22 protein-coding genes are annotated in these 23,013 nt (G+C 60.5%); 14 read left to right on the top strand and 8 right to left on the bottom strand.

Features of this window, described 5'->3' with window-relative positions:
- The first annotated feature begins 60 nt into the window (after window positions 1-60).
- The gene (gene dacB / locus ACR0LW_RS08065; protein ID WP_480882194.1) at window positions 61-1,539 is read left to right on the top strand and encodes a D-alanyl-D-alanine carboxypeptidase/D-alanyl-D-alanine endopeptidase; all 1,479 of its coding nucleotides are present in this window, start codon (window positions 61-63) and stop codon (window positions 1,537-1,539) included.
- Between the two features lie 5 nt (window positions 1,540-1,544).
- Here the strand turns inward: dacB and ACR0LW_RS08060 are convergent, their stop codons facing one another.
- The 5 genes from ACR0LW_RS08060 to ACR0LW_RS08040 all read right to left on the bottom strand — a co-directional run bounded on the left by ACR0LW_RS08060 (window position 1,545) and on the right by ACR0LW_RS08040 (window position 5,924).
- Window positions 1,545-1,967: a tellurite resistance TerB family protein gene (locus ACR0LW_RS08060; RefSeq protein WP_170455499.1), complete on the bottom strand. Its 423-nt coding sequence runs from the start codon at window positions 1,965-1,967 to the stop codon at window positions 1,545-1,547.
- 148 nt (window positions 1,968-2,115) lie between these two features.
- Window positions 2,116-3,255, bottom strand: a complete 1,140-nt coding sequence (nagA, locus tag ACR0LW_RS08055; RefSeq protein WP_480882193.1) for an N-acetylglucosamine-6-phosphate deacetylase — start codon at window positions 3,253-3,255, stop codon at window positions 2,116-2,118.
- Complete coding sequence (locus tag ACR0LW_RS08050) at window positions 3,252-4,280, bottom strand: SIS domain-containing protein (protein WP_480882192.1); 1,029 nt, start codon at window positions 4,278-4,280, stop codon at window positions 3,252-3,254. The genes nagA and ACR0LW_RS08050 overlap by 4 nt, the downstream gene beginning before the upstream one ends.
- 19 nt (window positions 4,281-4,299) lie before the next feature.
- A complete protein-coding gene (locus tag ACR0LW_RS08045; protein ID WP_480882191.1) occupies window positions 4,300-5,049 on the bottom strand; it encodes a GntR family transcriptional regulator in 750 nt (249 codons plus the stop codon).
- On the bottom strand, window positions 5,046-5,924 hold the full coding sequence (locus ACR0LW_RS08040; RefSeq protein ID WP_480882190.1) for a glucosamine kinase nucleotide-binding domain-containing protein: 879 nt from the start codon (window positions 5,922-5,924) through the stop codon (window positions 5,046-5,048). Before ACR0LW_RS08040 ends, ACR0LW_RS08045 begins: the two co-directional genes overlap by 4 nt.
- Window positions 5,925-6,085: 161 nt before the next feature.
- Here ACR0LW_RS08040 and ACR0LW_RS08035 point away from each other — a divergent pair, with 161 nt between their 5' ends.
- The 6 genes from ACR0LW_RS08035 (at window position 6,086) to ACR0LW_RS08010 (ending at window position 12,088) form a co-directional block, all read left to right on the top strand.
- Window positions 6,086-6,970, top strand: coding sequence for an N-acetylmuramic acid 6-phosphate etherase (locus ACR0LW_RS08035; RefSeq protein WP_480882189.1), 885 nt, complete (start codon window positions 6,086-6,088; stop codon window positions 6,968-6,970).
- Window positions 6,971-6,991: 21 nt separating this feature from the next.
- Window positions 6,992-8,245, top strand: a complete 1,254-nt coding sequence (locus ACR0LW_RS08030; RefSeq protein WP_480882187.1) for an ABC transporter substrate-binding protein — start codon at window positions 6,992-6,994, stop codon at window positions 8,243-8,245.
- A 69-nt stretch (window positions 8,246-8,314) separates the two neighbouring features.
- Window positions 8,315-9,229 carry a carbohydrate ABC transporter permease gene (locus tag ACR0LW_RS08025; RefSeq protein WP_170737109.1) on the top strand — a complete coding sequence of 305 codons (915 nt, stop codon included), beginning with the start codon at window positions 8,315-8,317 and terminating at the stop codon, window positions 9,227-9,229.
- The gene (locus tag ACR0LW_RS08020) at window positions 9,226-10,065 is read left to right on the top strand and encodes a carbohydrate ABC transporter permease (protein WP_170522396.1); all 840 of its coding nucleotides are present in this window, start codon (window positions 9,226-9,228) and stop codon (window positions 10,063-10,065) included. Before ACR0LW_RS08025 ends, ACR0LW_RS08020 begins: the two co-directional genes overlap by 4 nt.
- Window positions 10,062-11,096: a Gfo/Idh/MocA family protein gene (locus ACR0LW_RS08015; protein WP_480882186.1), complete on the top strand. Its 1,035-nt coding sequence runs from the start codon at window positions 10,062-10,064 to the stop codon at window positions 11,094-11,096. The genes ACR0LW_RS08020 and ACR0LW_RS08015 overlap by 4 nt, the downstream gene beginning before the upstream one ends.
- Window positions 11,093-12,088: an ABC transporter ATP-binding protein gene (locus tag ACR0LW_RS08010; RefSeq protein ID WP_170633153.1), complete on the top strand. Its 996-nt coding sequence runs from the start codon at window positions 11,093-11,095 to the stop codon at window positions 12,086-12,088. The genes ACR0LW_RS08015 and ACR0LW_RS08010 overlap by 4 nt, the downstream gene beginning before the upstream one ends.
- A gap of 7 nt (window positions 12,089-12,095) precedes the next feature.
- Here the strand turns inward: ACR0LW_RS08010 and ACR0LW_RS08005 are convergent, their stop codons facing one another.
- Genes ACR0LW_RS08005 through ACR0LW_RS07995 form a run of 3 tightly spaced genes read right to left on the bottom strand, consistent with a single transcriptional unit; the run spans window position 12,096 to window position 14,145 of the window.
- Window positions 12,096-12,890 carry a metal ABC transporter permease gene (locus ACR0LW_RS08005; protein WP_480882185.1) on the bottom strand — a complete coding sequence of 265 codons (795 nt, stop codon included), beginning with the start codon at window positions 12,888-12,890 and terminating at the stop codon, window positions 12,096-12,098.
- Complete coding sequence (locus ACR0LW_RS08000) at window positions 12,890-13,630, bottom strand: metal ABC transporter ATP-binding protein (RefSeq protein ID WP_480882184.1); 741 nt, start codon at window positions 13,628-13,630, stop codon at window positions 12,890-12,892. Before ACR0LW_RS08000 ends, ACR0LW_RS08005 begins: the two co-directional genes overlap by 1 nt.
- Window positions 13,631-13,632: 2 nt before the next feature.
- Window positions 13,633-14,145: a transcriptional repressor gene (locus ACR0LW_RS07995; protein ID WP_170455473.1), complete on the bottom strand. Its 513-nt coding sequence runs from the start codon at window positions 14,143-14,145 to the stop codon at window positions 13,633-13,635.
- Between the two features lie 56 nt (window positions 14,146-14,201).
- On the opposite strand from ACR0LW_RS07995, the gene ACR0LW_RS07990 reads away from it, so the two are divergent.
- From ACR0LW_RS07990 to ACR0LW_RS07960, 7 genes are all read left to right on the top strand, one after another.
- A complete protein-coding gene (locus ACR0LW_RS07990) occupies window positions 14,202-15,404 on the top strand; it encodes a zinc ABC transporter substrate-binding protein (RefSeq protein ID WP_480882183.1) in 1,203 nt (400 codons plus the stop codon).
- A 243-nt stretch (window positions 15,405-15,647) separates the two neighbouring features.
- Window positions 15,648-16,808: a LacI family DNA-binding transcriptional regulator gene (locus ACR0LW_RS07985; RefSeq protein ID WP_480586480.1), complete on the top strand. Its 1,161-nt coding sequence runs from the start codon at window positions 15,648-15,650 to the stop codon at window positions 16,806-16,808.
- The gene (locus tag ACR0LW_RS07980) at window positions 16,805-18,160 is read left to right on the top strand and encodes an ABC transporter substrate-binding protein (protein ID WP_480882182.1); all 1,356 of its coding nucleotides are present in this window, start codon (window positions 16,805-16,807) and stop codon (window positions 18,158-18,160) included. Before ACR0LW_RS07985 ends, ACR0LW_RS07980 begins: the two co-directional genes overlap by 4 nt.
- 66 nt (window positions 18,161-18,226) lie before the next feature.
- Window positions 18,227-19,462 (top strand): carbohydrate ABC transporter permease, encoded by a 1,236-nt coding sequence (locus ACR0LW_RS07975; protein WP_480882181.1) that lies wholly within the window; start codon window positions 18,227-18,229, stop codon window positions 19,460-19,462.
- Window positions 19,462-20,670: a carbohydrate ABC transporter permease gene (locus ACR0LW_RS07970; protein ID WP_480882180.1), complete on the top strand. Its 1,209-nt coding sequence runs from the start codon at window positions 19,462-19,464 to the stop codon at window positions 20,668-20,670. Before ACR0LW_RS07975 ends, ACR0LW_RS07970 begins: the two co-directional genes overlap by 1 nt.
- 5 nt (window positions 20,671-20,675) lie before the next feature.
- On the top strand, window positions 20,676-21,923 hold the full coding sequence (locus ACR0LW_RS07965) for an MGH1-like glycoside hydrolase domain-containing protein (protein ID WP_480882179.1): 1,248 nt from the start codon (window positions 20,676-20,678) through the stop codon (window positions 21,921-21,923).
- The gene (locus ACR0LW_RS07960; protein WP_480882177.1) at window positions 21,923-22,975 is read left to right on the top strand and encodes an ABC transporter ATP-binding protein; all 1,053 of its coding nucleotides are present in this window, start codon (window positions 21,923-21,925) and stop codon (window positions 22,973-22,975) included. The genes ACR0LW_RS07965 and ACR0LW_RS07960 overlap by 1 nt, the downstream gene beginning before the upstream one ends.
- Window positions 22,976-23,013: the final 38 nt, after the last annotated feature.

Below are 23,013 nucleotides of genomic sequence, written 5' to 3'. Positions count from 1 at the left end.
CACCTGCATATTATCATGCAATGGTTGTCTGATTTTAATCTCTGGGATTTTAATTACCCCATGGTTGATCGCATTTCACGACGGTTTTTTCTGGGGGGTATCGGGGCGTCCCTGATCCCGGCGACGGGATTGGCACAGGCCCCTTTGGTCTCGCTTCGGCCGCAGGCGCGCGGGCCGCAGCTGACCGGCGCCGAACGTCTTGTCCGGGCGGCCGGCCTGAAAGGCGACGTCGTGTTCGCGGTGGCCGATGTTGGCACCGGTGCGCAGCTTGAGGCGTTTCAGGGCGAGATGGGATTGCCGCCCGCCAGTGTGGGCAAGGCGCTGACCGCGCTTTACGCGCTGGACGTGCTTGGACCCGATCATCGCTTTGAAACAAGCCTGATCGCGGATGGGCCAATTGAAAACGGCATATTGCAGGGGGATCTGATCCTGGCCGGCGGAGGTGATCCGTTGCTGGACACCGACAATCTGGCCTCGATGGCGGCCAATCTGCGCGAGGCGGGCATTACCGAGGTGCGCGGCGCGTTCAAGGTTTATGACGGCGCGCTGCCTTTCGTGTTCAGCATCGACCCCGGACAGCCGGATCATCTGGGCTATAGCCCGGCCATCAGCGGTATTTCACTGAATTTCAACCGGGTTCACTTTGAATGGAAGCGGGACGGCACCAATTATGACGTCACAATGGACGCCCGCACCGCCAAGTATCGCCCGGATGTGGACATGGCGTCGATGCGGGTCGAAGGGCGCAGCCTGCCGATTTACACTTATCAACCCAGTGCGCGGCAGGACCGCTGGACCGTCGCCAAAGGAGCCTTGGGCAACGGCGGTGCCCGTTGGTTGCCGGTGCGCAAACCTGCGCTTTATGCGGGGGATGTGTTCAGAACTCTGGCCCGTGCCAACGGGATCGTTCTGGACCGGGTTGAAGTCACGCGCGAGGCGCCGCAAGGCACAACCCTCGTTGTCCATCAAAGCGATAGTCTGGACAGTATCCTGCGCGGAATGCTGAAATACTCGACCAATCTGACGGCCGAGATGGTGGGAATGGCAGCAACCAAGGCGCGCGGAGTGATGCCGCAGGACCTTGCGGAGTCAGCGGCAGAGATGAACCGCTGGGCGTTTGAGGCCTATGGGGTCGATCAGATTGCAATGGTGGATCATTCCGGGCTGGGTGATGCATCGCGCATGGCACCGGAGGCTTTGGTTGCTGCCTTTGTTCAGGCGCGCAAGACCGGGGCGCTTCGCCCCTTGCTTAAGCCGTTTTCCCTGACCGACAAGAATGGCAGGCCCGTAAAGGATCACCCGATCAAAGTGGATGCCAAAACCGGGACGTTGAATTTCGTTTCAGGTCTGGGCGGATTCCTGACAACGGCGGATGGGTCGGAACTGGCCTTTGCGATCTTTACCGCAGATGTCGATCACCGCGCGACGATCCCTCGTGCCCTTCGCGAACGCCCCGAGGGCGCGCGCGCCTGGAATCGGCGGTCGCGCAAATTGCAACGGGCGCTGATTGAGCGTTGGGGCGCGCTTTACGGCAGTTGAAACCGTCAGACCACGTGACGGGCGCGTGCGCCACGCTCGATGGCGGCGGCGTGCAGGCGGTCAATGCTCAGCTCGTACCGGATTTCTTCCAACAGGCGCAGCTCGGTTTCGGCCAGTGATCCGTCGGCGGCGGCCACGTCGCAGGCCAGCGCATAGGCGGTTTCATTCAGACGCTCGGGCAGGTTGTCCCGGATCAGGCCAAACAAGGCGTCCAGACCATCTTCCTGCTCGAACAGGTCGAACACGATTTGCGAGACATGCCGCGTGCGGTCCGCGTCATACCCGGCAAAGACCGGCAGCATGTTCACCGCGCCCTGGATCTTGACCAGCTCAGCCGTGCGGATGTTTTCGTCCGATGCGGAGACCGCGACCATGATCGCCACAAGGCAATCCTGCGGGGACATGGGATGAGGGGTTTGATCGGTCATGAGCTACGTCCTGATTGAAGGCCTTCAGAGGCGCACGATAGGCACCGGTGCGCGCGGGTTCAACAGCTTGTTTGGTCGCAGATCGCGCGCCGATAAGATTTGATAAGGACCAGAGAGGGATGGGTCATCCCGGTCTTGCACGTCATTGTCAGTCGAACGTGGAGACTGATGAGAAGTCCGAGGCGATGCGGATCATACCCGACAACTTGCCCTCACCGATCTTGATGCCTTCGCACTGCTGTCCGATCAAGGCGGCAGGGACCGAGGTTGCAGCTTGCAAGGCGTCCTCCGGCGGGATGCCGACTTTGTTGACCATCACGCCCAGAGCTGTGGTCAGATCCAGGTCAGCGCCCGCCAAAGTGCCATCCGACAAGGTGAGTATCCCGTCACGACGCAGGATCGTGCGCCCGTTCAGTTGGAACTCAGTTTCGCTTGTCCCGGCCACAGCCATGGCGTCGCTGACCAGATACAGCCGACCCGGCCCGCGCTTGGCCGCCCACGCGGCGCGGATTGTCTCCGGGTGAACGTGAACGGCATCGGCGATCAACCCGGACGACGCCGCACCATTGGCCAGAACCGCGCCAACCAGTCCCGGTTCGCGATTGCCCAATTGACTCATGGCGTTGAACAGATGCGTCGCACAGCGCGCACCAGCCGCAAAGTACCGCATGCAGGTGTCGAAACCGGCGTCTGTGTGCCCCAGCGAAACCAGCACTTCGGCCTCGGTCAGCGTGCTGACCTGCTGTTCGGACACAGATTCCGGGGCGATTGTGACTTTGAGACACGGCAATTGGGCGGCGGCAGACAACAAGGCGTCAAGATCGTGCTGCTCCATCGGTCGGATCAGGCTGGCGTCATGCGCGCCTTTTCGGGCAACCGACAAATGCGGCCCTTCCAGATGCAAACCCGCAATGCCGGGAATACCCGCGCGAACGGCTTGGATGGCTGCATCTATGGCAGCCTGAGTTTTGTCGGCGGTATCCGTAATCAGTGTCGGCAGCAGAGAGGTGACCCCCAAACGACGATGGGTGCGAGCCATTCGGCGCAGCGTGCCCACCGAGGGATCGTCATTGAACAACAGCCCATCGCCGCCATTGACCTGCAGATCGACATAACCGGGGCTCAGAATATCGCCGCCAAGGTCAACGACACGTCCCGCGTCAGAGATGTGCGTATCCGGTCCGAACTCTGCCGCGTGCCCATCGACGACACGCAGCGCGTAGTTCTGCCACAGCTTTGACCCGTCAAAAACAAGCCCATTCCGGAATGTCACCACACCCTGTGTCATACCGTTTCCGTTACCTTGTTCAGATGCCGCGGCGTGTCGGGGTTGATCCCGCGCTGGACCGCCACAGTTTCAACCATCCCGTAGAACGATACGATGGCTGCAATCGGGTCGGTCAGCCAGTGATCGGTTCGCACATAAGGCAGACGCGTCGCCGTGTTGACCTTGTCGGACAGGGCAAACACGCGCGCGCCTTTGGCGGCCATTGCGTCCGCCGTCTGCGCAACACTGTCCTCAGCCGCGTCTGCGGCAGCGAAGGCGATCACGGGAAAGTCCTGCTCGACGATCGAGACCGGGCCATGCAGAACCTCGGCCGAGGAATAGCTTTCGGCGTGGATCAGGCAGGTCTCCTTGAATTTCAGCGCGGCCTCGTTCGAGATCGCCCAGCTTGGCCCCCGGCCCAGCGTAAACAGCGACCGGCCGTCGACGGCCTCTGCCGCAGCGGACCAGTCGCATTGGGTCGCCGCCTCCAGCCTTTCTGGCAGGGTCTTGATTGCTGCGATCAGCGCGGCGTCCTTTTTGATTTCGGCAATCAGCCACAGCCCCGCGACCAGCGAAGTGACAAAGGTTTTCGTTGCCGCGACGCTCAGCTCGGGGCCTGCATGGATCGGCAGCGTGGTGTCGGCAATTCCGGCCAGCCGGGACGTCGAGTCATTGGTGATCGCAACCGTAAATCCGCCGGTCTTGCCCAGCACTTCGGTCATGCGCGCAATGTCGGGGCTTTGCCCGGATTGCGAGATCGAGATGCACAGGGCACCTTCGGCCTGCAACGCGACATCGTAGATCGAACTGACGGATGGGCCGACCGATGCCATGGGGCGTTTCAGGATCAATTCGCTGGCGTATTTCAGATAAGTGCAGGCGTGATCTGAAGACCCCCGCGCCACGGACAGCAAATAGCGCGGGTCGATCTGCCGCGCCGTATCGGCGGCTTGCGTGATAGCGTCACCGCCCTGGGTCAGAAGCCTGTCGACAGCGCCGGGGATTTCCAGAATCTCGCGGCGCATCTGCGTGGTTTGATGTGGCATTCAGATCGGCCTTTCCGGTCTACAAGCGCAATTCGGCGACGAAATCGTAGGCATCGCCGCGATAGATGGAGCGGGTGAGTTCCGCGACCCGCCCACTGTCAAGGAATGAGGTGCGTTCGATCCTCAATCCGGCATCCCCTTCGGCAACATCCAGCAACTCGGCCTCGCGCGTCTCGAGATTTATGGCCGAGATTTTCTGCACCGCGCGCGTCGGGCGGTTGCCGGATTTGGCGAGCAGATCATACAGGGACGTTGACACCTCGGTCGGATTGGGCAGCAAATCCAGCGGCAGCGCGGCGCGTTCCAGCGCCAGCGGGCGCCCATCCGCCTCGCGCAGACGATAGATGCGCGAGACCTGATCGCCTGCAGCAAGGTCCAGCGCCGCCACTTCCTCAGGCGTGGCCATGAACACGCCGCGTTCCAGCCAGCGAGAGGTCGTCTCCATCCCCCGCCGGGTCATGTCTTCGGTGAACGAGGTCAGTTGCTTGAGCGACTGTTCCATCCGTGCCACCGGCTCGCGGATGAACGAGCCCGAGCCTTGCCGCTGTTCGATCAGCCCTTCGCGCACAAGTTCCTGAATGGCTTTGCGCACGGTGACGCGGGACAGGTCGGTGATCTCGGCCAGTTCGCGTTCAGGCGGCAGGGACGAGTTCGGTGGTAGGATTCCCGAGGCGATGCCTTCTTCCAGACGCCGCCTGAGCTGCACATAGCGTGGCCCGCCGGTTTCGCCGAGCCAGGTTTTCGACCGCAGGAATTCGATGGCGCTCATGCGATGACCTCTTCAGCGAAATCGCGGGCCAGTGACAGAGCACCGTCCAGAGGCGACTTGAGCGGTTGGGTCACGCCGTCCTGCATCACGGTCGGTAAATAGGCGCGGAATTCCGGGCCGATCCCGCCGGTCAGACAGACGGGAAGTCCGGGCGCCCAGCCGATCTGTTTCAGGCTGCGTTCGATCTCATCCGCGCCGACCTGCATGGTGGATTGGGCAAGGTGATCGCCATTTGCCGCGAGTTCGGTGACGGTTTTCGCCAATTGGCCAAACTCATGCGGGCGGGCGGTTGCGGCGAAGCGAACAAGCCCTGCAGGGGATTGGAATTGGGTCAGAAAACGTTGGGCCATGGGGGCGTCGGGAATGCGGCCATCCACGCTTTCCAACGTCAGGCGCAGGGCGTTTCGGCCGATCCATTGTGCCGAGGCTTCATCCCCAAGAACAGGGCCCCAACCGCCTGCGAATTTCGCGGTTGCACCAAACTGCGCGGCGTAAAACGACCCTGTCCCGCAATGGGCCAGAACGCCGTCCTGCCGTCCCAATGCGCCGCGCAAAGCGGCGCGCCGGTCGTCTTCGATGCGCAGGTGCGACAAGGGCAAGGCCTGTCGCAACCGATCCGCGATGGCTGGCCCGGTCACGCCTGCCAGCCCGACAAAGGCCGGTGTGTTGTGGATCACGTCTTGGGGCAGGCCGGATTTGGCTGCCAGCAAGTCCAGACCTTGCACAATCGAAAGGACGGTGCCGTCAAAATCGCTGGATACATTGGCCGAACCGGTCTCGACCGAGGTCACGGTTTGCCCCTGCGCCAGCGCGATCCGGCACCGGGTGCCTCCGCCATCGATGGCGAGAATTGGGGTTTGAGATTCGGCAGCCATAGGAGAATCCATTAAGATACCTGTGCGGGTAAGTAAATACCTTTTAAATACCAAAATCGCGAAAAACGCCTGTATTTTACCGCCAAGAAGGTCTCAAAAAGATTCTTGTAGACAAAAGGTATTATAAAGGTATTGTTTCCGGAGTTGGAGGGGGGAATCAGGTGCATTCCACACAGACAGAAGCATTGCACGGATTGGCAAAGGGGCTGGATGCACGCCCGTTGGCCGATGTTGCGGCTGTGCTGGCGGATGCTCAGATCGAGGCCGCGACGGCGGTCCGGGCTGCTGTTCCCGAAATTGCTGCCGCAGCGGCGCAGATGGCGGCGACCCTTCGTGGCGGTGGCGTCCTGCACTATGCGGCGGCGGGGTCTTCCGGGTTGATGGCGGCTGCTGATGCGCAAGAGTTGGGCGGAACCTTTTCGATTCCGCCTGCGCAGTTGCAAATCCATTTCGCAGGCGGTTTGCCAACCGGTGTCGAAATGCCGGGCGCAACCGAGGATGATACCGCCGGGCTGGACCGTGATCTTGAGACCCTGACGGCGCGCGACCTGCTGATCGGCGTTTCGGCCAGCGGCACGACGCCTTTTACCGTCGAAGCCGCCCGGATCGCCCGGTCCCGAGGGGCCACCGTTGTGGGGATCGCCAATAATGCGGGCTCGACCTTGCTGGAGCTCGCGGATCACGCGATTTGCCTGAGCACGCCGCCCGAAGTGCTGTCCGGCTCGACCCGAATGGGCGCGGGGACGGCGCAGAAAATTGCGCTGAACATGCTGTCGACGCTGATGGCGATGGAATTGGGCCATGTTCATGACGGGATGATGGTCAACCTGCGGGCCGATAACGCAAAACTACGGGCGCGTGCAGCGTCTATGGTGGCGCGGATCGCGGGCGTTGATGTTGCTGCGGCATCCGCCGCGCTGGATCAGATCGGGGGGCAGGTCAAGCCCGCTGTTCTGGTGGCAAACGGGGTTGCCCCCGATGCGGCCCATGCGCTGCTTCATGAAACCGAAGGAAACCTGCGGGCCGCGCTGTCGCGGCTTGAATGACAATAACCTGGGAGGACTATGATGAAACGCAATTCACTATCGCTGGCGCTGGCCACCACTGCCCTTGTGGCAACGGGCGCCTATGCCGAGGACGTCACGCTGACCATTGAAAGCTGGCGCAACGATGACCTGACATTGTGGCAGGACAAGATCATCCCGGCCTTTGAGGCCAAGCATCCCGGCATCAAGGTCCAGTTCACGCCCTCTGCACCTGCCGAGTACAATGCCGTGTTGAACTCGAAACTCGATGCGGGGTCTGCGGGTGATCTGATCACGTGCCGTCCCTTCGATGCCTCTTTGGCGCTGTATGAGGCGGGGCACCTGACCGACCTGTCTGATCTGGACGCGATGGGGAATTTCTCGGACGTGGCGAAATCTGCATGGCAGACGGATGACGGATCGGCCAGTTTCTGCGTTCCGATGGCGTCGGTGATCCATGGGTTTATCTACAACAAGGATGCCTTCGCTGAACTGGGTCTTGAGGCTCCGACCACCGAAGATGAGTTCTTTGCGGTGCTCGATGCCTTCAAGGAAGACGGCAATTACATCCCGATGGCCATGGGCACGAATGACCAGTGGGAAGCGGCCACTATGGGTTATAACAATATCGGCCCGAACTATTGGAAGGGCGAAGAAGGCCGTCTGGCCCTGATCGCGGGCGAGCAGAAGCTGACTGACGCGCAATGGATCGCACCCTACGCGACGCTGGCGCGCTGGGCGGATTATCTGGGCGACGGGTATGAGGCGCAGACCTATCCGGACAGTCAGAACATCTTTACCCTGGGACGCGCGGCGATCTATCCCGCCGGTTCGTGGGAGATTTCGGGCTTCAACGCGCAGGCCGATTTCGAAATGGGCGCGTTCAAGCCGCCGGTCCAGAATGCGGGCGACACCTGCTATATCTCGGATCACACCGATATCGGTATCGGTATGAACGCGGCCAGCGAAAATTCCGAGGCCGCGCGCACTTTCCTGGCCTGGGTTGCCAGCCCTGAATTCGCCGAGATCTTTGGCAATGCCCTGCCGGGTTTCTTCCCGCTGTCCTCGACCCCGGTCGAGTTGAAAGACCCGCTTGCCAAGGAAATCGTCGGGTGGCGTGGCGAGTGTGAAAGCACGATCCGTTCGACCTATCAGATCCTGTCGCGCGGTACGCCGAACCTTGAGAATGAAACCTGGGGTGCCTCGGTTGCCGCCATCAAGGGCAGTGCCTCACCGGACGAGCTGGGCCAGCAGCTTCAGGATGGTCTGGCCAGCTGGTACGCGCCGCATCAGTAAGCCCACCGCTGTTGCACACATCCCGGGCGTATCTGTCGCCCGGGTCCTTCTACCCCCGGAGATCGAACCATGAACCCCGGCCGCATTCGCTGGCATATCGTCGTATTCCTTGCGCCAGCCGTGATCGTCTACACCGCCGTGATGATCTTTCCCCTGTTCAACACCCTGCGTCTGGCGCTGTATTCGCGCATCGATCAGGAGAGGGTGTTTGTCGGGCTCGACAATTTCAGAACGCTGTTCTTCGATCCCATCTGGGCCGAGCAATTCTGGAACGCGCTGGGGAACAATTTCTGGTTCTTCCTGATTCACATGCTGGTACAGAACCCGATCGGCATCGCGTTGGCTGCGCTGCTCGCCCATCCGCGCCTGCGGTTTGCCGCGCTTTATCGGTCGGCGATCTTCATCCCCACGATTCTGTCCTTTGTAATCGTCGGCTTTGCATGGAAGCTGATCCTGTCACCCATCTGGGGCATCGCGCCATCCATGCTGGATGCGGTCGGACTGAAATCCCTGTTCGCGCCGTGGCTGGGCAAAGAGGAATACGCCCTGACGACGCTGGCGCTGATCTCGGTCTGGCAGTTTGTCGGTATTCCGATGATGCTGATCTATGCCGCGCTGTTGACCATACCCGAAGAGATTCTTGAGGCCGGAGAGATTGACGGCATCACCGGCATGTCTGCGTTCTGGAAAATCAAGCTGCCGCTGATCTTGCCCTCGATCGGGATTATCTCAATCCTGACCTTCGTGGGGAACTTCAACGCGTTTGACCTGATCTATGCCGCGCAGGGCGCGCTGGCCGGGCCTGACTTTTCAACCGATATTCTGGGCACCTTCATGTACCGCACCTTCTTCGGTTTCCAGTTGCAACTGGGCGACCCGCATATGGGATCGGCCATCGCCGGGGCCATGTTCGCGATCATTCTGGTGGGCGTCTGTATCTATCTGTTTGGTATCCAGACCCGGATGCGGAGGTATCAGCTATGAGCAAAGCGCGTACGAATCCATTGAACGCATTCGGTATGCACGGGGCGTTGATCCTGTACACGCTGATCGCGCTGTTCCCCGTCTTTGTCATCCTGATCAACAGTTTCAAAAACCGCAAAGCGATCTTTCGTCAGCCGCTGGCCTTGCCCGATGCCGACAGTTTCTCGCTGATTGGCTACCAGACAGTGATGAAACAGGGGGATTTCTTCCTCTACTTCCAGAATTCGATGATCGTCACGGTCGCGTCGCTGTTCTTTATCCTGCTGTTCGGCGCAATGGCGGCCTACGCGCTGAGTGAATACCGTTTCAAAGGCAACCTGCTGATGGGCCTGTATCTGGCGCTGGGCATCATGATCCCGATCCGCATCGGCACCGTTGCGATCCTTGAGATGATGGTCGCCACCGGTCTGGTCAACACGCTATGGGCGCTGATCCTGGTCTACACGGCGCAGGGGTTGCCGTTGGCGGTGTTTATCCTCAGTGAGTTCATGCGGCAGGTTTCAGACGATCTGAAAAACGCGGGCCGGGTTGATGGGCTGTCGGAATACGCGATCTTCTTCCGGTTGGTTCTGCCACTGGTGCGCCCGGCCATGGCGACGGTTGCGGTGTTCAACATGATCCCGATCTGGAACGACCTCTGGTTCCCGCTGATCCTTGCCCCGGCCGAGGAAACCAAGACGCTGACGCTGGGCTCGCAGGTCTTCATTGGCCAGTTCGTCACCGACTGGAACGCGGTCTTGTCGGCGCTGTCCATGGCGATCCTACCGGTGTTGATCCTGTACGTAATTTTCTCGCGGCAATTGATCCGCGGTCTGACTTCGGGGGCTGTCAAATGATCCGTGTTCTTGTTGCCGGTCTAGGGAATATGGGCCTGAGCCACGCGCTGGCCCATCACCACCACCCGGAGGCCGAAATCGTTGGTCTGGTGAACCGGACGGGGAAGATTTCGCATCCCGATCTGGCAGGTTATCCCGCGTTTAACGATTTCGAGGCGGCGCTGGCGGACACCACTCCGGACCTTGCCGTTATCGCAACCTATACCGACACCCACGTGGACTATGCCTGCAAGGCGATGGAAGCAGGGGCGCATGTGTTTGTCGAAAAGCCTCTGGCAATGACCGTTGCAGATGCCAAGCGGGTTGTCGATACGGCCAAGCGGACCGGGCGCAAACTGGTTGTCGGCTACATCCTGCGTCATCACCCGTCGTGGATTCGGTTGATCGAAGAGGCGCGGGGGCTGGGCGGTCCCTATGTCTTCCGCCTGAACCTGAACCAGCAATCCTCGGGCGCGGAGTGGGAGACGCATAAGGCGCTGATGCAGACCACCAGCCCGATTGTGGATTGCGGCGTGCATTACGTCGACGTCATGTGCCAGATCACGGATGCCGACCCTGTCCGCGTGCATGGCATGGGCCTGCGGCTGACCGACGAGATACCGGAAGAGATGTATAACTACGGCCAGTTTCAGGTCGTCTTCGCCGATGGCTCGGTCGGGTGGTATGAGGCTGGCTGGGGTCCGATGATGTCCGAGACGGCGTTTTTCGTGAAAGACATCGTCTCACCCAACGGATCGGTCTCGATCATGGATGGCAACAAAGGCGCATCGGCAGATATCGACGGCCACACCAAGGTTGGCAGCATTCTTGTGCACAGACCGGATGGTGACACCACCGTCGAGATGCCGGATGAGCCGGGCCATCAAGAGCTCTGCGATGCCGAGCAGGCGTACATGCTCCGCGCCATCTCGGAAGGCATCGACCTGACCCGCCACATGAACGACGCCGTGCAATCGCTGGCCATATGCCTGGCCGCGGATGAAAGCATTCGCACCGGCCAACCCGTATCGCTGAAGGAGGACGCCACATGACCGCGCTGACCCTGAAAGATGTGAACAAGTCCTTTGGTGAGGTTCACGTTCTGAAAGACATCAATCTTGACGTGGAAGAGGGCGAGTTCGTCGTCTTCGTCGGCCCCTCGGGCTGCGGCAAATCCACCCTGCTGCGCGTGATTGCGGGGCTTGAGGATGCAACCTCGGGCGAGGTGCGGATCGGCGATGAGCTGGTCAATCTGACCCCACCGTCCAAACGCGGGATCGCGATGGTGTTCCAAAGCTATGCGCTCTATCCGCATCTGAACGTGCGCGGGAACATGACGCTGGCGCTGAAGCAGGAAGGCCAGTCCAAGGCGGTGATCGAAGAGCGTATCGCCAAGGCCAGCCAGATGCTGGATCTGGGTCCCTATCTGAACCGCTACCCATCCGAGTTGTCCGGTGGACAGCGTCAGCGCGTGGCTATTGGCCGGGCCATTGTGCGCGAGCCCAAACTGTTCCTGTTTGACGAGCCTTTGTCCAACCTTGATGCGGCGCTGCGCATGAATACGCGGTTGGAGATTGCAAACTTGCACCGTCAGCTTGGCGGATCGATGATCTACGTCACCCATGACCAGACCGAGGCGATGACCTTGGCCGACAAGATCGTTGTCCTGCGCGATGGTCGTGTTGAACAGATCGGCTCGCCGATGGAGCTGTATAACAACCCGGCCAACCAGTTCGTTGCCGGGTTCCTGGGCTCACCTTCGATGAACTTCTTCCCCGCCGGACTGATGCAGGACGGGGATGACAGAACTATGGGTGTGCGCCCCGAGGATCTGGTGCTGGACGACAACGGCGCGCTTCAGGCACGGGTCAGCCATGTCGAGCATCTGGGCGGTGACACCAACGTCATTGCCAAGGTCCAGGACCACCAGATCACCGCCCGCCTCTTCGGGCAGCATCGGGTCGAAGAAGGGCAGGACATCCGCCTCGCCTTCGATCCGCAGAGCGTTTACATGTTCGACCAAAGCGGCGCGCGGTTGTCCTGAGCTTTGATCAGGTCTTGCGGCCTTGCCAGCCCAGCAGGCTGAAACAGGCGAACAGCACAGCCGCCACGCATACGATTGAGGGGCCGGCTGGCGTGTCGAACACATAAGCCGCCCTCAGGCCGACGATCGATGAGGTCGTCCCGATAAGGGCGGCAATCAAGGCCATGGACTCGGGCGATCGCGCCAGACTGCGGGCTGCGGCAGCGGGGATGATCAGCATGGCGGCGATCAGAAGCACGCCGACCACCTTGATCGCAACCGCGACTGTTACCGCCAGCGACAGGGTCAGGATCAATTGTTCGCGCTTGGGGTTGTAGCCACTGGCATAGGCCAGTTCCTCGTTCAGCGTCGCGGTCAGCAGGTGGGACCAACGCCAAGAAATCAGGGCCACCACCAAAGCGGCTCCACCCCAGATGACGGCCAGATCGCTTTTGGAAACGGCCAGAAGATCTCCAAACAGATAGGCCATCAGGTCGATCCGAATGCCGGACAGAAATGAAACGGCGACCAGACCGAACGCCAGTGCCGAATGGGCCATAACGCCGAGCAAAGTGTCCATAGCATAGCCGCGCCCGGTCAGGAGAGTGACCGTTAAGGCCATTACAAGTGCTACCGCCAGCGCCCCAGGGAAAATGGACATTTGGAGCGCCAGTGACAGAGCGACGCCCAGAATGGCGGCATGGGCCGTCGCGTCGCCGAAATAGGCCATCCGACGCCACACCACGAAGCATCCCAGTGGCGCGGCTGCAAATGCCACGCCAATTGCGGCGAGCGTCGCGCGGGTCATAAAATCATCAAGCATTATTCTGCAGCTTCCTGAGAGTTCGAGCCATGATCATGATCGTGATCATGGTCATGACGATACAGCGCCAATGCGCCCCCCGTGCCTGTCCCAAACAACGCCCTGTATTCGGGGGCCGAGGCGACCACGGCGGGCGAGCCTTCGCAGCAGACATGACCGTTCAGACAGATCACGCGGTCCGACGCGCTCATGACCACATGCAGCTCGTGGCTGATCATCAGGATGGCGCATCCGGTTTCCCGGCGCACGTCTTCGATCTGGCGGTAAAAGGCGGCAGAGCCGGGTTGGTCCAGTCCCTGCGTGGCCTCATCCAGCAGCAGAACTTCAGGCCGGTTGATCAGCGCGCGCGCCAGCATAACCCGTTGAAACTGACCACCGGACAGCTGCGACATCTGCCGTTTCAGCAGGTCCGGGACACCGGCGGTTTTCAGGGCCGCCGCGCAATCCTGTTTTGACACCCGATCCGTCAGGCGCATGAACCGCTCGACCGAGATCGGCAGCGTCGGATCGATATGCAGCTTTTGCGGCACATATCCGATCCGCAGCCCTTTTTTGAGCGTGATATGCCCCGCAGCGGGTTGGGTCGCGCCAATGATGGCGCGCAGCAGGCTGGTTTTGCCCGACCCGTTCGGACCCACGATGGTCACGATCTCGCCCGGCTCAACGGCCATGTTTACGTGGCGCAATACGGTGTTTGCGCCGTAGCGGACGCTGAGATCCTTTACAGAAACCAAAGTCATGATCAGGCTTTCTCGGTGCAGTCGGGGCAGATGCCTTCGGCTTCGACGACGGTGCGTTCGATCTCGAACCCGACGGCGCGCGCGGCGGCGCCAAGCGCGCCTTTGGCGGGGGCGGAATACGCCTCGGCCACGGCATCGCATTTGCGGCAGATCATGAAGGCCGGGGAATGCGAAGCCCCGGGATGCGCGCAGGCGACAAAGGCATTCAGTCGCTCGATCTTATGGGCAAACCCATGCTCGACCAGAAAGTCCAGCGCACGATAGGCCACCGGCGGTTGCGACCCGAAGCCTTCTTCACGCAAACGGTCGAGAATCGCATAGGCCCCAAGCGCCCGATGCTCTTGCAGCAACATTTCCAGAACCTTCTGGCGCACAGGTGTCAGGCGCAGCCCTTCTGCCTGGCAATGCGCCTGGGCATTGGCCAAACCGGTTGCAACGCACGAGGCGTGGTCGTGCTTGTTGAACCCAAGCAGGGTGGCTTCTTCAGCCGTGGCGGGCGGTGTCTCACTTGTCATGTTATTATATATCATGTATTTCGCTGGTAACGTTATAAAATCACATAGGGTTCCCGATGTCCAGAAAGCTCCTTCCCGTTTCGATCACAGCCGCGTTGATGGGGGGCACGGCGATTGCCGATGTGCCGAATGTGGCAGTTGATATTGCGCCGGTGCATTCGCTTGTGGCGCGGGTCATGCAAGGCGTTGGCGAGCCGAACCTGATTATCCCGGCTGGGGCTTCGCCGCACGAATACAACCTGCGCCCATCCGAAGCTGAGGCGCTGCAAGAGGCGGATCTGGTGTTTTGGCTGGGTGAGGATCTGACGCCCTGGATGGAAAGCGCAGTCGAAACACTGGCCGAAGGTGCAACTGTTACGACGCTGCTTGAGGCCGACGGCACCGTTCTGCTGGATTTCCGTGAAAGCGCGCTGTTTGAGGCGCATGATCACGGGGACCATGATGACCATGATGATCATGACCACGAAGACCACGCGGATGACGATCATGACGACCATGATCACGACGATCATGAAGATCACGCTAAGGATGATGACCACGATCATGACCCTGATCACGACCACGATGATCATGCCAAAGATGAAGACCATGACCATGATCACGAAGATCATGCGGACTCGGATGGTCACGACGACCACGATCGCGACGACCACGATGATCATGCCGACGCCAAGGATCATGATGACCATGATCATGAAGACCATGCGGGGCATGACGACCATGACGATCACGACGGCCATCACCATGGCGCGCATGACCCGCACGCCTGGCTGTCGCCCGAAAACGCCGGAACTTGGTTGAACGAGATCGCGGCCCAACTGTCAACGGCAGACCCTGATAATGCCGGTGCCTATTTCGCCAATGCGGCCGCCGGGCGGGAAGAGCTTGAGGCGCTTTCGACCGAGGTTGCACAGATGTTGGACCCCGTTCGCGGCGGCAGTTTTATCGTCTTCCACGATGCATATCAGTACTTTGAGGACGCGTTTGATTTGCCCGCCTCGGGTGCGATCTCGATTGGCGACGCAGCCGATCCCAGCCCCGCGCGGATTACCGAGATTCAGGGCAGGATCACGGAAGAGGGGATCGATTGCGTTCTGGCCGAGCCGCAGTTCAATCCGGGGATCATTGAAACCGTTCTGGGCGGCACCGACGCGAATACCGGCGTCATTGACCCGCTGGGCTCGGACCTTGAACCCGGCGTGGACCTGTACCCTCAGGTCATCCGGAACATGGCAAAGACCCTGGCCGAGTGCCTTTAATTCCTGATCATCCCGGACAATGCCGAGAGAGTTGTCCAGGATATCCAAAGTTGGGGGTGACGCGGGTTAACTGTTCCGTTTCGTCAAAAGTGGCGTTGCCTCCAACAACCGGCTGAGGCCGGCTGATAACTCCGGAAAATCCTGCATTCCTACCACGTGAAGTTGTGCCCTTGATTGGCGCTACAGCGCGGCTGATAAGATTTTCTGTTGCCGAAACCGGTTTCGGCAACAAAAAATGAAGACATGGGAGCGAATCTTACAAATCGGCAATACGAAACGGCGGGTGAAAATCCGCAATCTTCGCGCCGTGTAAAGATCAATGAACTTGCGGCCCGTCTGGGCTTGTCCAAAAGCACGGTTTCGCGGGCTTTGAACGGTTATCCGGACATTTCCGAAACCACCCGAAAGCGGGTCGAAACCATGGCGCGCAAGCTTGGGTATCGCCCGCTCAGCCACGCGCAGGCCATTCGGACCGGGCGTGTTCGGGCGCTGGCCATGGTGCTCAACACAGATGAGCCGGACGGTCACAACCCGTTCCTGCAAGAGTTTCTGGCAGGCGCATGCGAGGCGGCCAGCGGTTTCGGCTGGACCATGACGATTTCAACGGCGCATTCGGAGCAGGACACGCTCAAGGTGCTTGGCCGTCTGGTCGAGGAACACAAGGCAGACGGCTTTATCCTGCCGCGTACCGCCGTCAACGACGCGCGGGTTCGGTTCCTGCGCAATCTGGGCGTGCCGCATATCCTTTATGGGCGCACCGGCTATGGCGGGGCCAAAGTGCCGGATGATATCTCGTGGTTCGATATTTCGGGCGAATCCGCGATGCTCAAGTCGGTTCTGCGGCTGGCAAGCCATGGGCATACGCGCATCGGCTATGTCGGCAGCGATCCCAAGTTCAACTACAGCCATCTGCGTCGGGACGGATATATCGAAGGGCTGCGCATTGCCGACCTGCCATTCGACCCCGATCTGATCCGCGAAGGCGCGCGGACACGCGAAGAGGGCGCAATCGAAGCGCGTGCCCTGATGGCGCTGAACCGTCCGCCAACTGCGATCATCTTTGCCACCGATCTTGCGGCATTGGGCTTCTATCCCGTTGCTGCTGACCTTGGCTTGCAGATTGGCCGGGACGTTTCGGTGACCGGATATGACGGTGTTCCGGAGTGCCAGTACGCCAACCCGGCCCTGACAACCTTCAGCGTCGATTCTCGCGCTGCGGGTGAGCGTCTGGCCACCCTGCTTATCCGTCAGATCCGGGGCGAAGCACCGGGCACACTGCGCGAGCTGGGTGAGGCGATGCTGATCGAACGGGCCTCGGACGGTCCGCCGCTGCTGGGCTCGGACGCGCTGGCAACGAAAATCAAAGAGACGACAGAAAGTAAATTGGGAGGAAACCAATCATGAAACTCACGCCGAAAGCAGCCAAGCTGATGTTAGGCTCGTCCCTGGCATTGGCGCTGACCGCGATGTCCGTGCAGGCGGATACGATCCGCTTCTGGACCACCGAAGAACAGCCCGAGCGTTTGGCCAAGCAGCAAGAGATGGCCGATCAGTTCAAAGCCGAAACAGGCACCACGGTCGAGGTCATTCCGATCACCGAAAGCGATCTGGGCACGCGCGCAACAGCCGCGTTTGCCGCCGGGGACCTGCCCGATGTGGTCTATCACCCGCTGCAATACGCGCTGCCCTGGGCCGAGGCCGGAATTCTGGACACCGAAGCCGCAACCGAAGTGATCGAAGAGCTGGGGGCAGATACGTTCGCTCCTGGCGCGTTGGGAATGGCTGCGTTCAAGGATGAAACCGCATCTGTTCCGGTGGATGGATGGACCCAGATGGTGGTCTATCGCAAGGACCTGTTCGAAGGGGCCGGTTTGGATGCGCCGGACAGTTTTGCGGGCATTCAGGCCGCGCTGGAGGCTTTGCATAACCCGCCCGAGATGTATGGCTTTGTCTCGGCCACCAAGGTTGACGAGAACTTCATGAGCCAGGTGCTGGAGCATGTCTTCCTGGCCAATGGCGTCTCACCGGTTGGTCCTGACGGGTTCCAGCCGCTGGATGAGGCCAAGACCACCGAGGTTCTGGATTTCTACAAAGCCATCTCGCAGGCGTCACCTCCGGGTGAGCTGTATTGGAAGCAGTCGCGCGAGCTGTATTTTGACGGCAAGGCCGCGATGATCATCTGGTCGCCCTTCATTCTGGACGAACTGGCCGGCCTGCGTGACAGCGCCCCGCCGACCATCAACGACGATCCGACCTCGCGCGATCTGGCCAGCAAGACCGGCATTGTGACCAAACTGTCGGGCCCGTCGAACCCTGACGGTGCGGCTTGGGGCGATGTGCGGTACTTTGGCATCACCAACGACGCGGATACCGATGCGGCGATGGAGTTCGTGAAATTCGCCATGGACGAAGGCTATACCCAAACACTGGCCATCGCGCCCGAGGGCAAATTCCCGGTCCGTCGCGGCAACGCCGACAACCCGACTGCGTTTTCTGAGGCGTGGGCGGATCTGCCCGTAGGTGTCGACCGCAAAGCGCCGCTGGGTGAGCTGTACGAACAGGCCATGATCGACGAAATCGTCGGCGGTCTGGACGTGGCCCAGCGCTGGGGCGTGGCCGAAGGCCAACTGGCGCTGGCCTCGAAAATGGTCAACAGCCAAGCGATTAACCGCGTTGTCCGTCAATATATCGACGGCGAAATTGACGCCGCAGCTGCTGTTGCAGCCATGAACGAAGAACTCGCCAAGGTCGAGTAACGCCACCTTCCAATGGCACTGCAGCGGCGTTCGCGCCGCTGCCCCCATCCCTTCGAGGTATCCCAAATGTCTTCGGCCACCCCACCGACCGGAACCGGGGCGTTAGCCAAACGCGAGGCGCGTCTGGCCTGGACGCTGCTGGCTCCGACCGTGATCAGTGTATCGCTTGTGGTGATCCTGCCTTTGCTGGCAATCATCTGGATCAGCTTCAAGCCCTTCACGCTGTCCGACCTGCGCCCACCCGCGCCTGTTGTCCGCGAAAGCCTGCGCGGATCGGGCGACGATCTGCAAATCGAATACCGCCTGCGCAATTCCAGCCAAGAGATCGCCATCGAAGGCGTGACCCTCAGCGATGTGTTGCCGGATGGCGTTGCACCAATTGGCGAGGTCGCAGCGCCCTGTGCCCTGAACGGGCAAGAGTTGTTCTGCGATTTCGGAACGCTGGAAGGCGGTCAGCGCGAGCGCATCCGCATCCCTGTCTCCGTCGATGGCGACCCGGACGTGTTCGAGGATCTGGTCGAAGGGTCCGAACCGGCCACCACCGGCAGCGGGCCGAGCGTTCTGACGAATTTCGAATTCAGCCTTGAAAACTTCGCCCGCGTATTTGATGGGTCTGAATTCTGGGGCGTGCTGTGGGTCACTCTGTTCTACACGGTCTTTGGCACCATTGGCGCATTGGTCATGGGCCTGTTCGCGGCGCTGCTGCTGAACAAGAGCTTCCGAGGGCAGGGCTTTATCCGCGGCCTGTACCTGTTCCCCTATGTGGCGCCTGTCATTGCCGTTGCCTTTACTTGGGTGACGCTGTTCGATCCCTTCTCGGGCTCGGCCAATGCGCTGCTGATGCAGATGGGCCTGACCAGTGATCCAATCAACTTCTTCGGCGAACGCCCTCTGGCCCTGATCATGGTCACGGTGTTCGAGATATGGCGCTATTTCCCGCTGTCCTTCCTGTTCATTCTGGCGCGGATGCAGTCCATCGATTCCAGCATGTATGAGGCGGCGGATATGGACGGGGCGTCGCCCTTCCAGAAGTTCTGGCTGCTGAGCATCCCGCAACTGCTGGGCATCCTGTCGGTGCTGTTCCTGCTGCGCTTTATCTGGACGTTCAACAAGTTCGACGACATCTTCCTGCTGACCGGCGGCAATGCGGGCACCCGCACGCTGACCGTGAATGTATACGAGCAGGCCTTTGCCGTCTCGAACATCGGGGCGGGCGCGGCGGTGGCCGTGGTCATCCTGATGTGCCTGATCGCCTTCAGCTTTGTTTTCTTCAAGTTTATCAGCCGTGAGGAGGGTTTGTGATGCGCAACGGCTTTGTCACTGGCCCCGTACTGGGCGCGCTTTGGTTGGTGGTGATTGCCACCACCATCGCGGTCACTATGTCCTTCGCAACAGGGGCGGCGTTCCGCCCGCAGGTTCTGCTGAGCCTGATCTGGGGCGCGGTCGCGGGCCTGGCCTATGTCCGGTTCCCGGAACGCCATGCCCCGGCACGTCTGGGCGTGTCGGCCCTGTTGTGCCTGTCCTGCCTGACCGGCTTTGGCCCGGTTCTGATCGGATCGGACACCACCCTGCAAGCCACGCTGATTACCGTGATTTCGCTTGCGGTGGTGATGCACCTGTCGATGGCGGAAATCCTGAAAGAGCTGCCGTTCGGCGAACTCACCCGTCATGAATTCGAGGACGCGGTGATCCGGTTCTGCACCGGCTTTGGCTACATCTTCTTCACCGCCATTGTCATCATCCCTTTCTACGTGATGGTTATGACCAGCCTGAAATCACAGCAGGCGCTGTTGCAGAACCCGCTGGATTTCTCGGTTGATCTGTCACAGGGCTGGGCGTTGTTGCGCAGCTATTCCGAGCTGTTCCGGGACTTCAACTTCGGCACCTATCTGTGGACCTCGTTCTACGTTTCGGTCCTGACGGTGTTCATCACGCTGGCTTTCAGTGTTCCGGGGGCTTACGCGGTGGCGCGGTTCCGGTTCAAAGGGCAAAAGGCGTTCTCACGCTCGATCCTGCTGATCTATATGGTGCCGATGATCGTTCTGGCGTTGCCGATCTACATCGCGTTCTCGCTGACCGGCCTGCGCAACTCGATCCTTGGCATCGTTATGATCTACCCGGTCACGACGATCCCGGTCGCGCTGTATATGCTGCAAGGCTACTTCCGGGGTCTTCCGACTGAGGTGGAAGAGGCCGGTCTGATGGATGGCCTGTCGCGTCTGGCCGTGATCTGGAAGATTACCTTGCCGCTGAGCCTGCCTGCGCTGGCATCTGTGTCGCTTTACGTCTTCATGATCGCCTGGAATGAATTCCTGCTGGCCTTCATGCTGCTGGACGATCCGTCGAAATTCACCCTGACCCGAGGGGTGACGATGCTGAACTCTTCCGAAATCCCCCGACAGCACCTGATGGCCGGTGCGGTGATTGCCACAGTCCCGATCATGGCGCTGTTCCTGGGGCTTGAACGTTTCATGACCAAGGGCCTGACTGCGGGGTCTGTCAAAGGATGACCGAAATGAACCAACATACCAACCCCGACCGCGAGGCGCGCAACATTCTGGTTGCCAATGATCGCGGCGGTTACACCATCCCCACCGAAGGGCTGTATCCCTATCAGTGGAACTGGGACAGCGCGATTGCCGCACTTGGTTTTGCCGAGTTCGACATCGACCGCGCCTGGGTCGAGCTTGAGACGTTGTTCTCGGGCCAGTGGGATGACGGCATGGTGCCGCATATCCTGTTCCACCAACAGGATGACGGCTATTTCCCGGGCCCCGATGTGTGGGGCTGCCATGGGCCGATCCCGTCCTCGGGTATCATCCAGCCGCCGATTGCCGCGACGATGGCGCGCAAAATCTGGGAACAAGACCCAGACGCGGGTGAGGCGCGCATCCGGGCGCTGTTTCCGGCCATGCTGGCCTGGCATCGCTGGATCGTGAAATGGCGTCTGGACGAGCATGACGCCGTATGCACCACCCATCCCTGGGAGGCCGGTCGCGACAATGCGCCCGACTGGGACAAGACCATGGCGCGCATGGACGCATCCGATGTTGGTGAATACCAGCGCCGCGATACAGCCCATGTGAACAGCGAGGATCGCCCGACCAAGTTCGACTATGATCGCTATATCAAACTGGTGCAGATCGGACGCGATGCCCAATGGGATCAGCAGAGATTGCTGGCGGACAACCCGTTCCGCGTGGCTGACCCGACCATGACATTCACCACATTGCGCGCCGCGCGGGATTTGCTGGCGGTCAGTGAGGCGTTGCATCTGAATGCCGATGGTTTGGCGGATGACATAGCGCGGCTTGAGGCCGGCGCGCTGTCGCTGTGGAACGAGGATCTTGCGTCCTTCGACTCGCGCGATGCCCATTCGGGCGAATGGTCGGGCACTGTGTCTAACGCGTCCTATATGTGCTGGTTCGCGGGTGTCGACTCGGATGCCATGCTGGACCGGATCAGGACGGTGCTGAACACCGTCCCGCATCCGGTGCCAAGCTACGATCCAACCATGCCCGGCTTCGACGCCCGCCGCTATTGGCGCGGGCCGACCTGGGCAATCATGAACATGATGATCGGCTTCGGCCTGAAAGACATGGGCCATACAGCCGAGGCAGACCACTTGCGCCGCAAAACGGCCGAGCTGATCTCGACCTTCGGGTTTGCCGAGTACTTCGATCCAACAACCGGCAGCCCCGCTGGTGGTAACGCATTCACCTGGACAGCCGCTGTCTGGCTGCACTGGGCAGGGAGGTCCTAATGGGTAGCATCGAACTTAAAGGCGTCGAAAAGTGGTTTGGAACCGCGCAGGTCATCAAAGGGATCGACTTGCAGATCGAAGAGGGCGAGTTCGTCGTGTTTGTCGGCCCGTCCGGCTGCGGCAAATCCACGCTGTTGCGCATGATCGGCGGGCTTGAAGATATCTCGCGCGGTGAGCTGTTGATCAACGGCAATGACGTCACGGATCATCCGCCCTCCAAGCGGGGCCTGACCATGGTGTTCCAGTCCTATGCGCTTTATCCGCATCTGACCGTGGCCGAGAATATGGGCTTCTCGCTCAAGGTCGCAGGCGTAGCCAAGGCCGAGATTCACGAGCAGGTCGGCAGGGCGGCCGAAGTTCTGAAACTGGAACCGTTTCTGGAACGGCGGCCCAAGGATCTGTCCGGTGGCCAGCGACAGCGCGTTGCCATCGGGCGCTCGATCGTGCGGGATCCGACCGCGTTTCTGTTCGATGAACCGCTGTCGAACCTCGACGCCGCGTTGCGGGTCGAGATGCGGTACGAGATCGCGAAACTGCATCAGAACCTCAAACGCACGATGATCTATGTGACCCACGATCAGGTCGAAGCGATGACGCTGGCAGACCGGATCGTGGTGCTGGAATACGGCAAGATCGCTCAGGTCGGTACGCCGCGCGAATTGTATGAACGCCCGGCCAATCTGTTTGTCGCCCAGTTCATCGGCAGCCCGAAGATGAACATCATGCCCTGCACAACACGGGATGGTGCCTACCATCTGGATAATGGCGGGTCCGGCACGTTCGACCTGACGGGCGAAGCGACCCGCGTGGGCATCCGCCCCGAACATATCGAGGTGGTCGCCCCCGGTGCAGGTCAGACGGATGGCACCATCGAAGTGGTCGAGTATCTGGGTGCCGATACGTTCCTGATCGTCGATTGCGGCTTTGAAGAGAAAGTGACGGTTCGTCTGAACGGCGATACGGATCTGACCGCAGGAACCTGGATCGGGCTGCATTTCCTGCCCGAAAAACTGCGTTTCTTCGATGCGGACGGGCAGGCTGTCGAGGGTTAGTGCAACGGTATAAATCGGGTACCCCGACGCGCCGATCA

The organism is Ruegeria sp. N4, assembly GCF_056531425.1.
This window is presented reverse-complemented; position numbering and strand designations above follow the sequence as displayed.

What these genes read in the sequence shown, in the direction of transcription:
- dacB (WP_480882194.1), top strand. Translation starts at nt 61, where the DNA reads ATGGTTGATCGCATTTCACGACGGTTTTTTCTGGGGGGTATCGGGGCG.
- ACR0LW_RS07995 (WP_170455473.1), bottom strand. Translation starts at nt 14,145, where the DNA reads ATGACAAGTGAGACACCGCCCGCCACGGCTGAAGAAGCCACCCTGCTT.
- ACR0LW_RS08005 (WP_480882185.1), bottom strand. Translation starts at nt 12,890, where the DNA reads ATGCTTGATGATTTTATGACCCGCGCGACGCTCGCCGCAATTGGCGTG.
- ACR0LW_RS08040 (WP_480882190.1), bottom strand. Translation starts at nt 5,924, where the DNA reads ATGGCTGCCGAATCTCAAACCCCAATTCTCGCCATCGATGGCGGAGGC.
- ACR0LW_RS08025 (WP_170737109.1), top strand. Translation starts at nt 8,315, where the DNA reads ATGAACCCCGGCCGCATTCGCTGGCATATCGTCGTATTCCTTGCGCCA.
- ACR0LW_RS07960 (WP_480882177.1), top strand. Translation starts at nt 21,923, where the DNA reads ATGGGTAGCATCGAACTTAAAGGCGTCGAAAAGTGGTTTGGAACCGCG.
- ACR0LW_RS08050 (WP_480882192.1), bottom strand. Translation starts at nt 4,280, where the DNA reads ATGCCACATCAAACCACGCAGATGCGCCGCGAGATTCTGGAAATCCCC.
- ACR0LW_RS07990 (WP_480882183.1), top strand. Translation starts at nt 14,202, where the DNA reads ATGTCCAGAAAGCTCCTTCCCGTTTCGATCACAGCCGCGTTGATGGGG.
- ACR0LW_RS08000 (WP_480882184.1), bottom strand. Translation starts at nt 13,630, where the DNA reads ATGACTTTGGTTTCTGTAAAGGATCTCAGCGTCCGCTACGGCGCAAAC.
- ACR0LW_RS08010 (WP_170633153.1), top strand. Translation starts at nt 11,093, where the DNA reads ATGACCGCGCTGACCCTGAAAGATGTGAACAAGTCCTTTGGTGAGGTT.
- ACR0LW_RS08015 (WP_480882186.1), top strand. Translation starts at nt 10,062, where the DNA reads ATGATCCGTGTTCTTGTTGCCGGTCTAGGGAATATGGGCCTGAGCCAC.
- ACR0LW_RS08045 (WP_480882191.1), bottom strand. Translation starts at nt 5,049, where the DNA reads ATGAGCGCCATCGAATTCCTGCGGTCGAAAACCTGGCTCGGCGAAACC.
- ACR0LW_RS07975 (WP_480882181.1), top strand. Translation starts at nt 18,227, where the DNA reads ATGTCTTCGGCCACCCCACCGACCGGAACCGGGGCGTTAGCCAAACGC.
- ACR0LW_RS07970 (WP_480882180.1), top strand. Translation starts at nt 19,462, where the DNA reads ATGCGCAACGGCTTTGTCACTGGCCCCGTACTGGGCGCGCTTTGGTTG.
- ACR0LW_RS08020 (WP_170522396.1), top strand. Translation starts at nt 9,226, where the DNA reads ATGAGCAAAGCGCGTACGAATCCATTGAACGCATTCGGTATGCACGGG.
- ACR0LW_RS07985 (WP_480586480.1), top strand. Translation starts at nt 15,648, where the DNA reads ATGGGAGCGAATCTTACAAATCGGCAATACGAAACGGCGGGTGAAAAT.
- ACR0LW_RS08060 (WP_170455499.1), bottom strand. Translation starts at nt 1,967, where the DNA reads ATGACCGATCAAACCCCTCATCCCATGTCCCCGCAGGATTGCCTTGTG.
- nagA (WP_480882193.1), bottom strand. Translation starts at nt 3,255, where the DNA reads ATGACACAGGGTGTGGTGACATTCCGGAATGGGCTTGTTTTTGACGGG.
- ACR0LW_RS07965 (WP_480882179.1), top strand. Translation starts at nt 20,676, where the DNA reads ATGAACCAACATACCAACCCCGACCGCGAGGCGCGCAACATTCTGGTT.
- ACR0LW_RS08030 (WP_480882187.1), top strand. Translation starts at nt 6,992, where the DNA reads ATGAAACGCAATTCACTATCGCTGGCGCTGGCCACCACTGCCCTTGTG.
- ACR0LW_RS07980 (WP_480882182.1), top strand. Translation starts at nt 16,805, where the DNA reads ATGAAACTCACGCCGAAAGCAGCCAAGCTGATGTTAGGCTCGTCCCTG.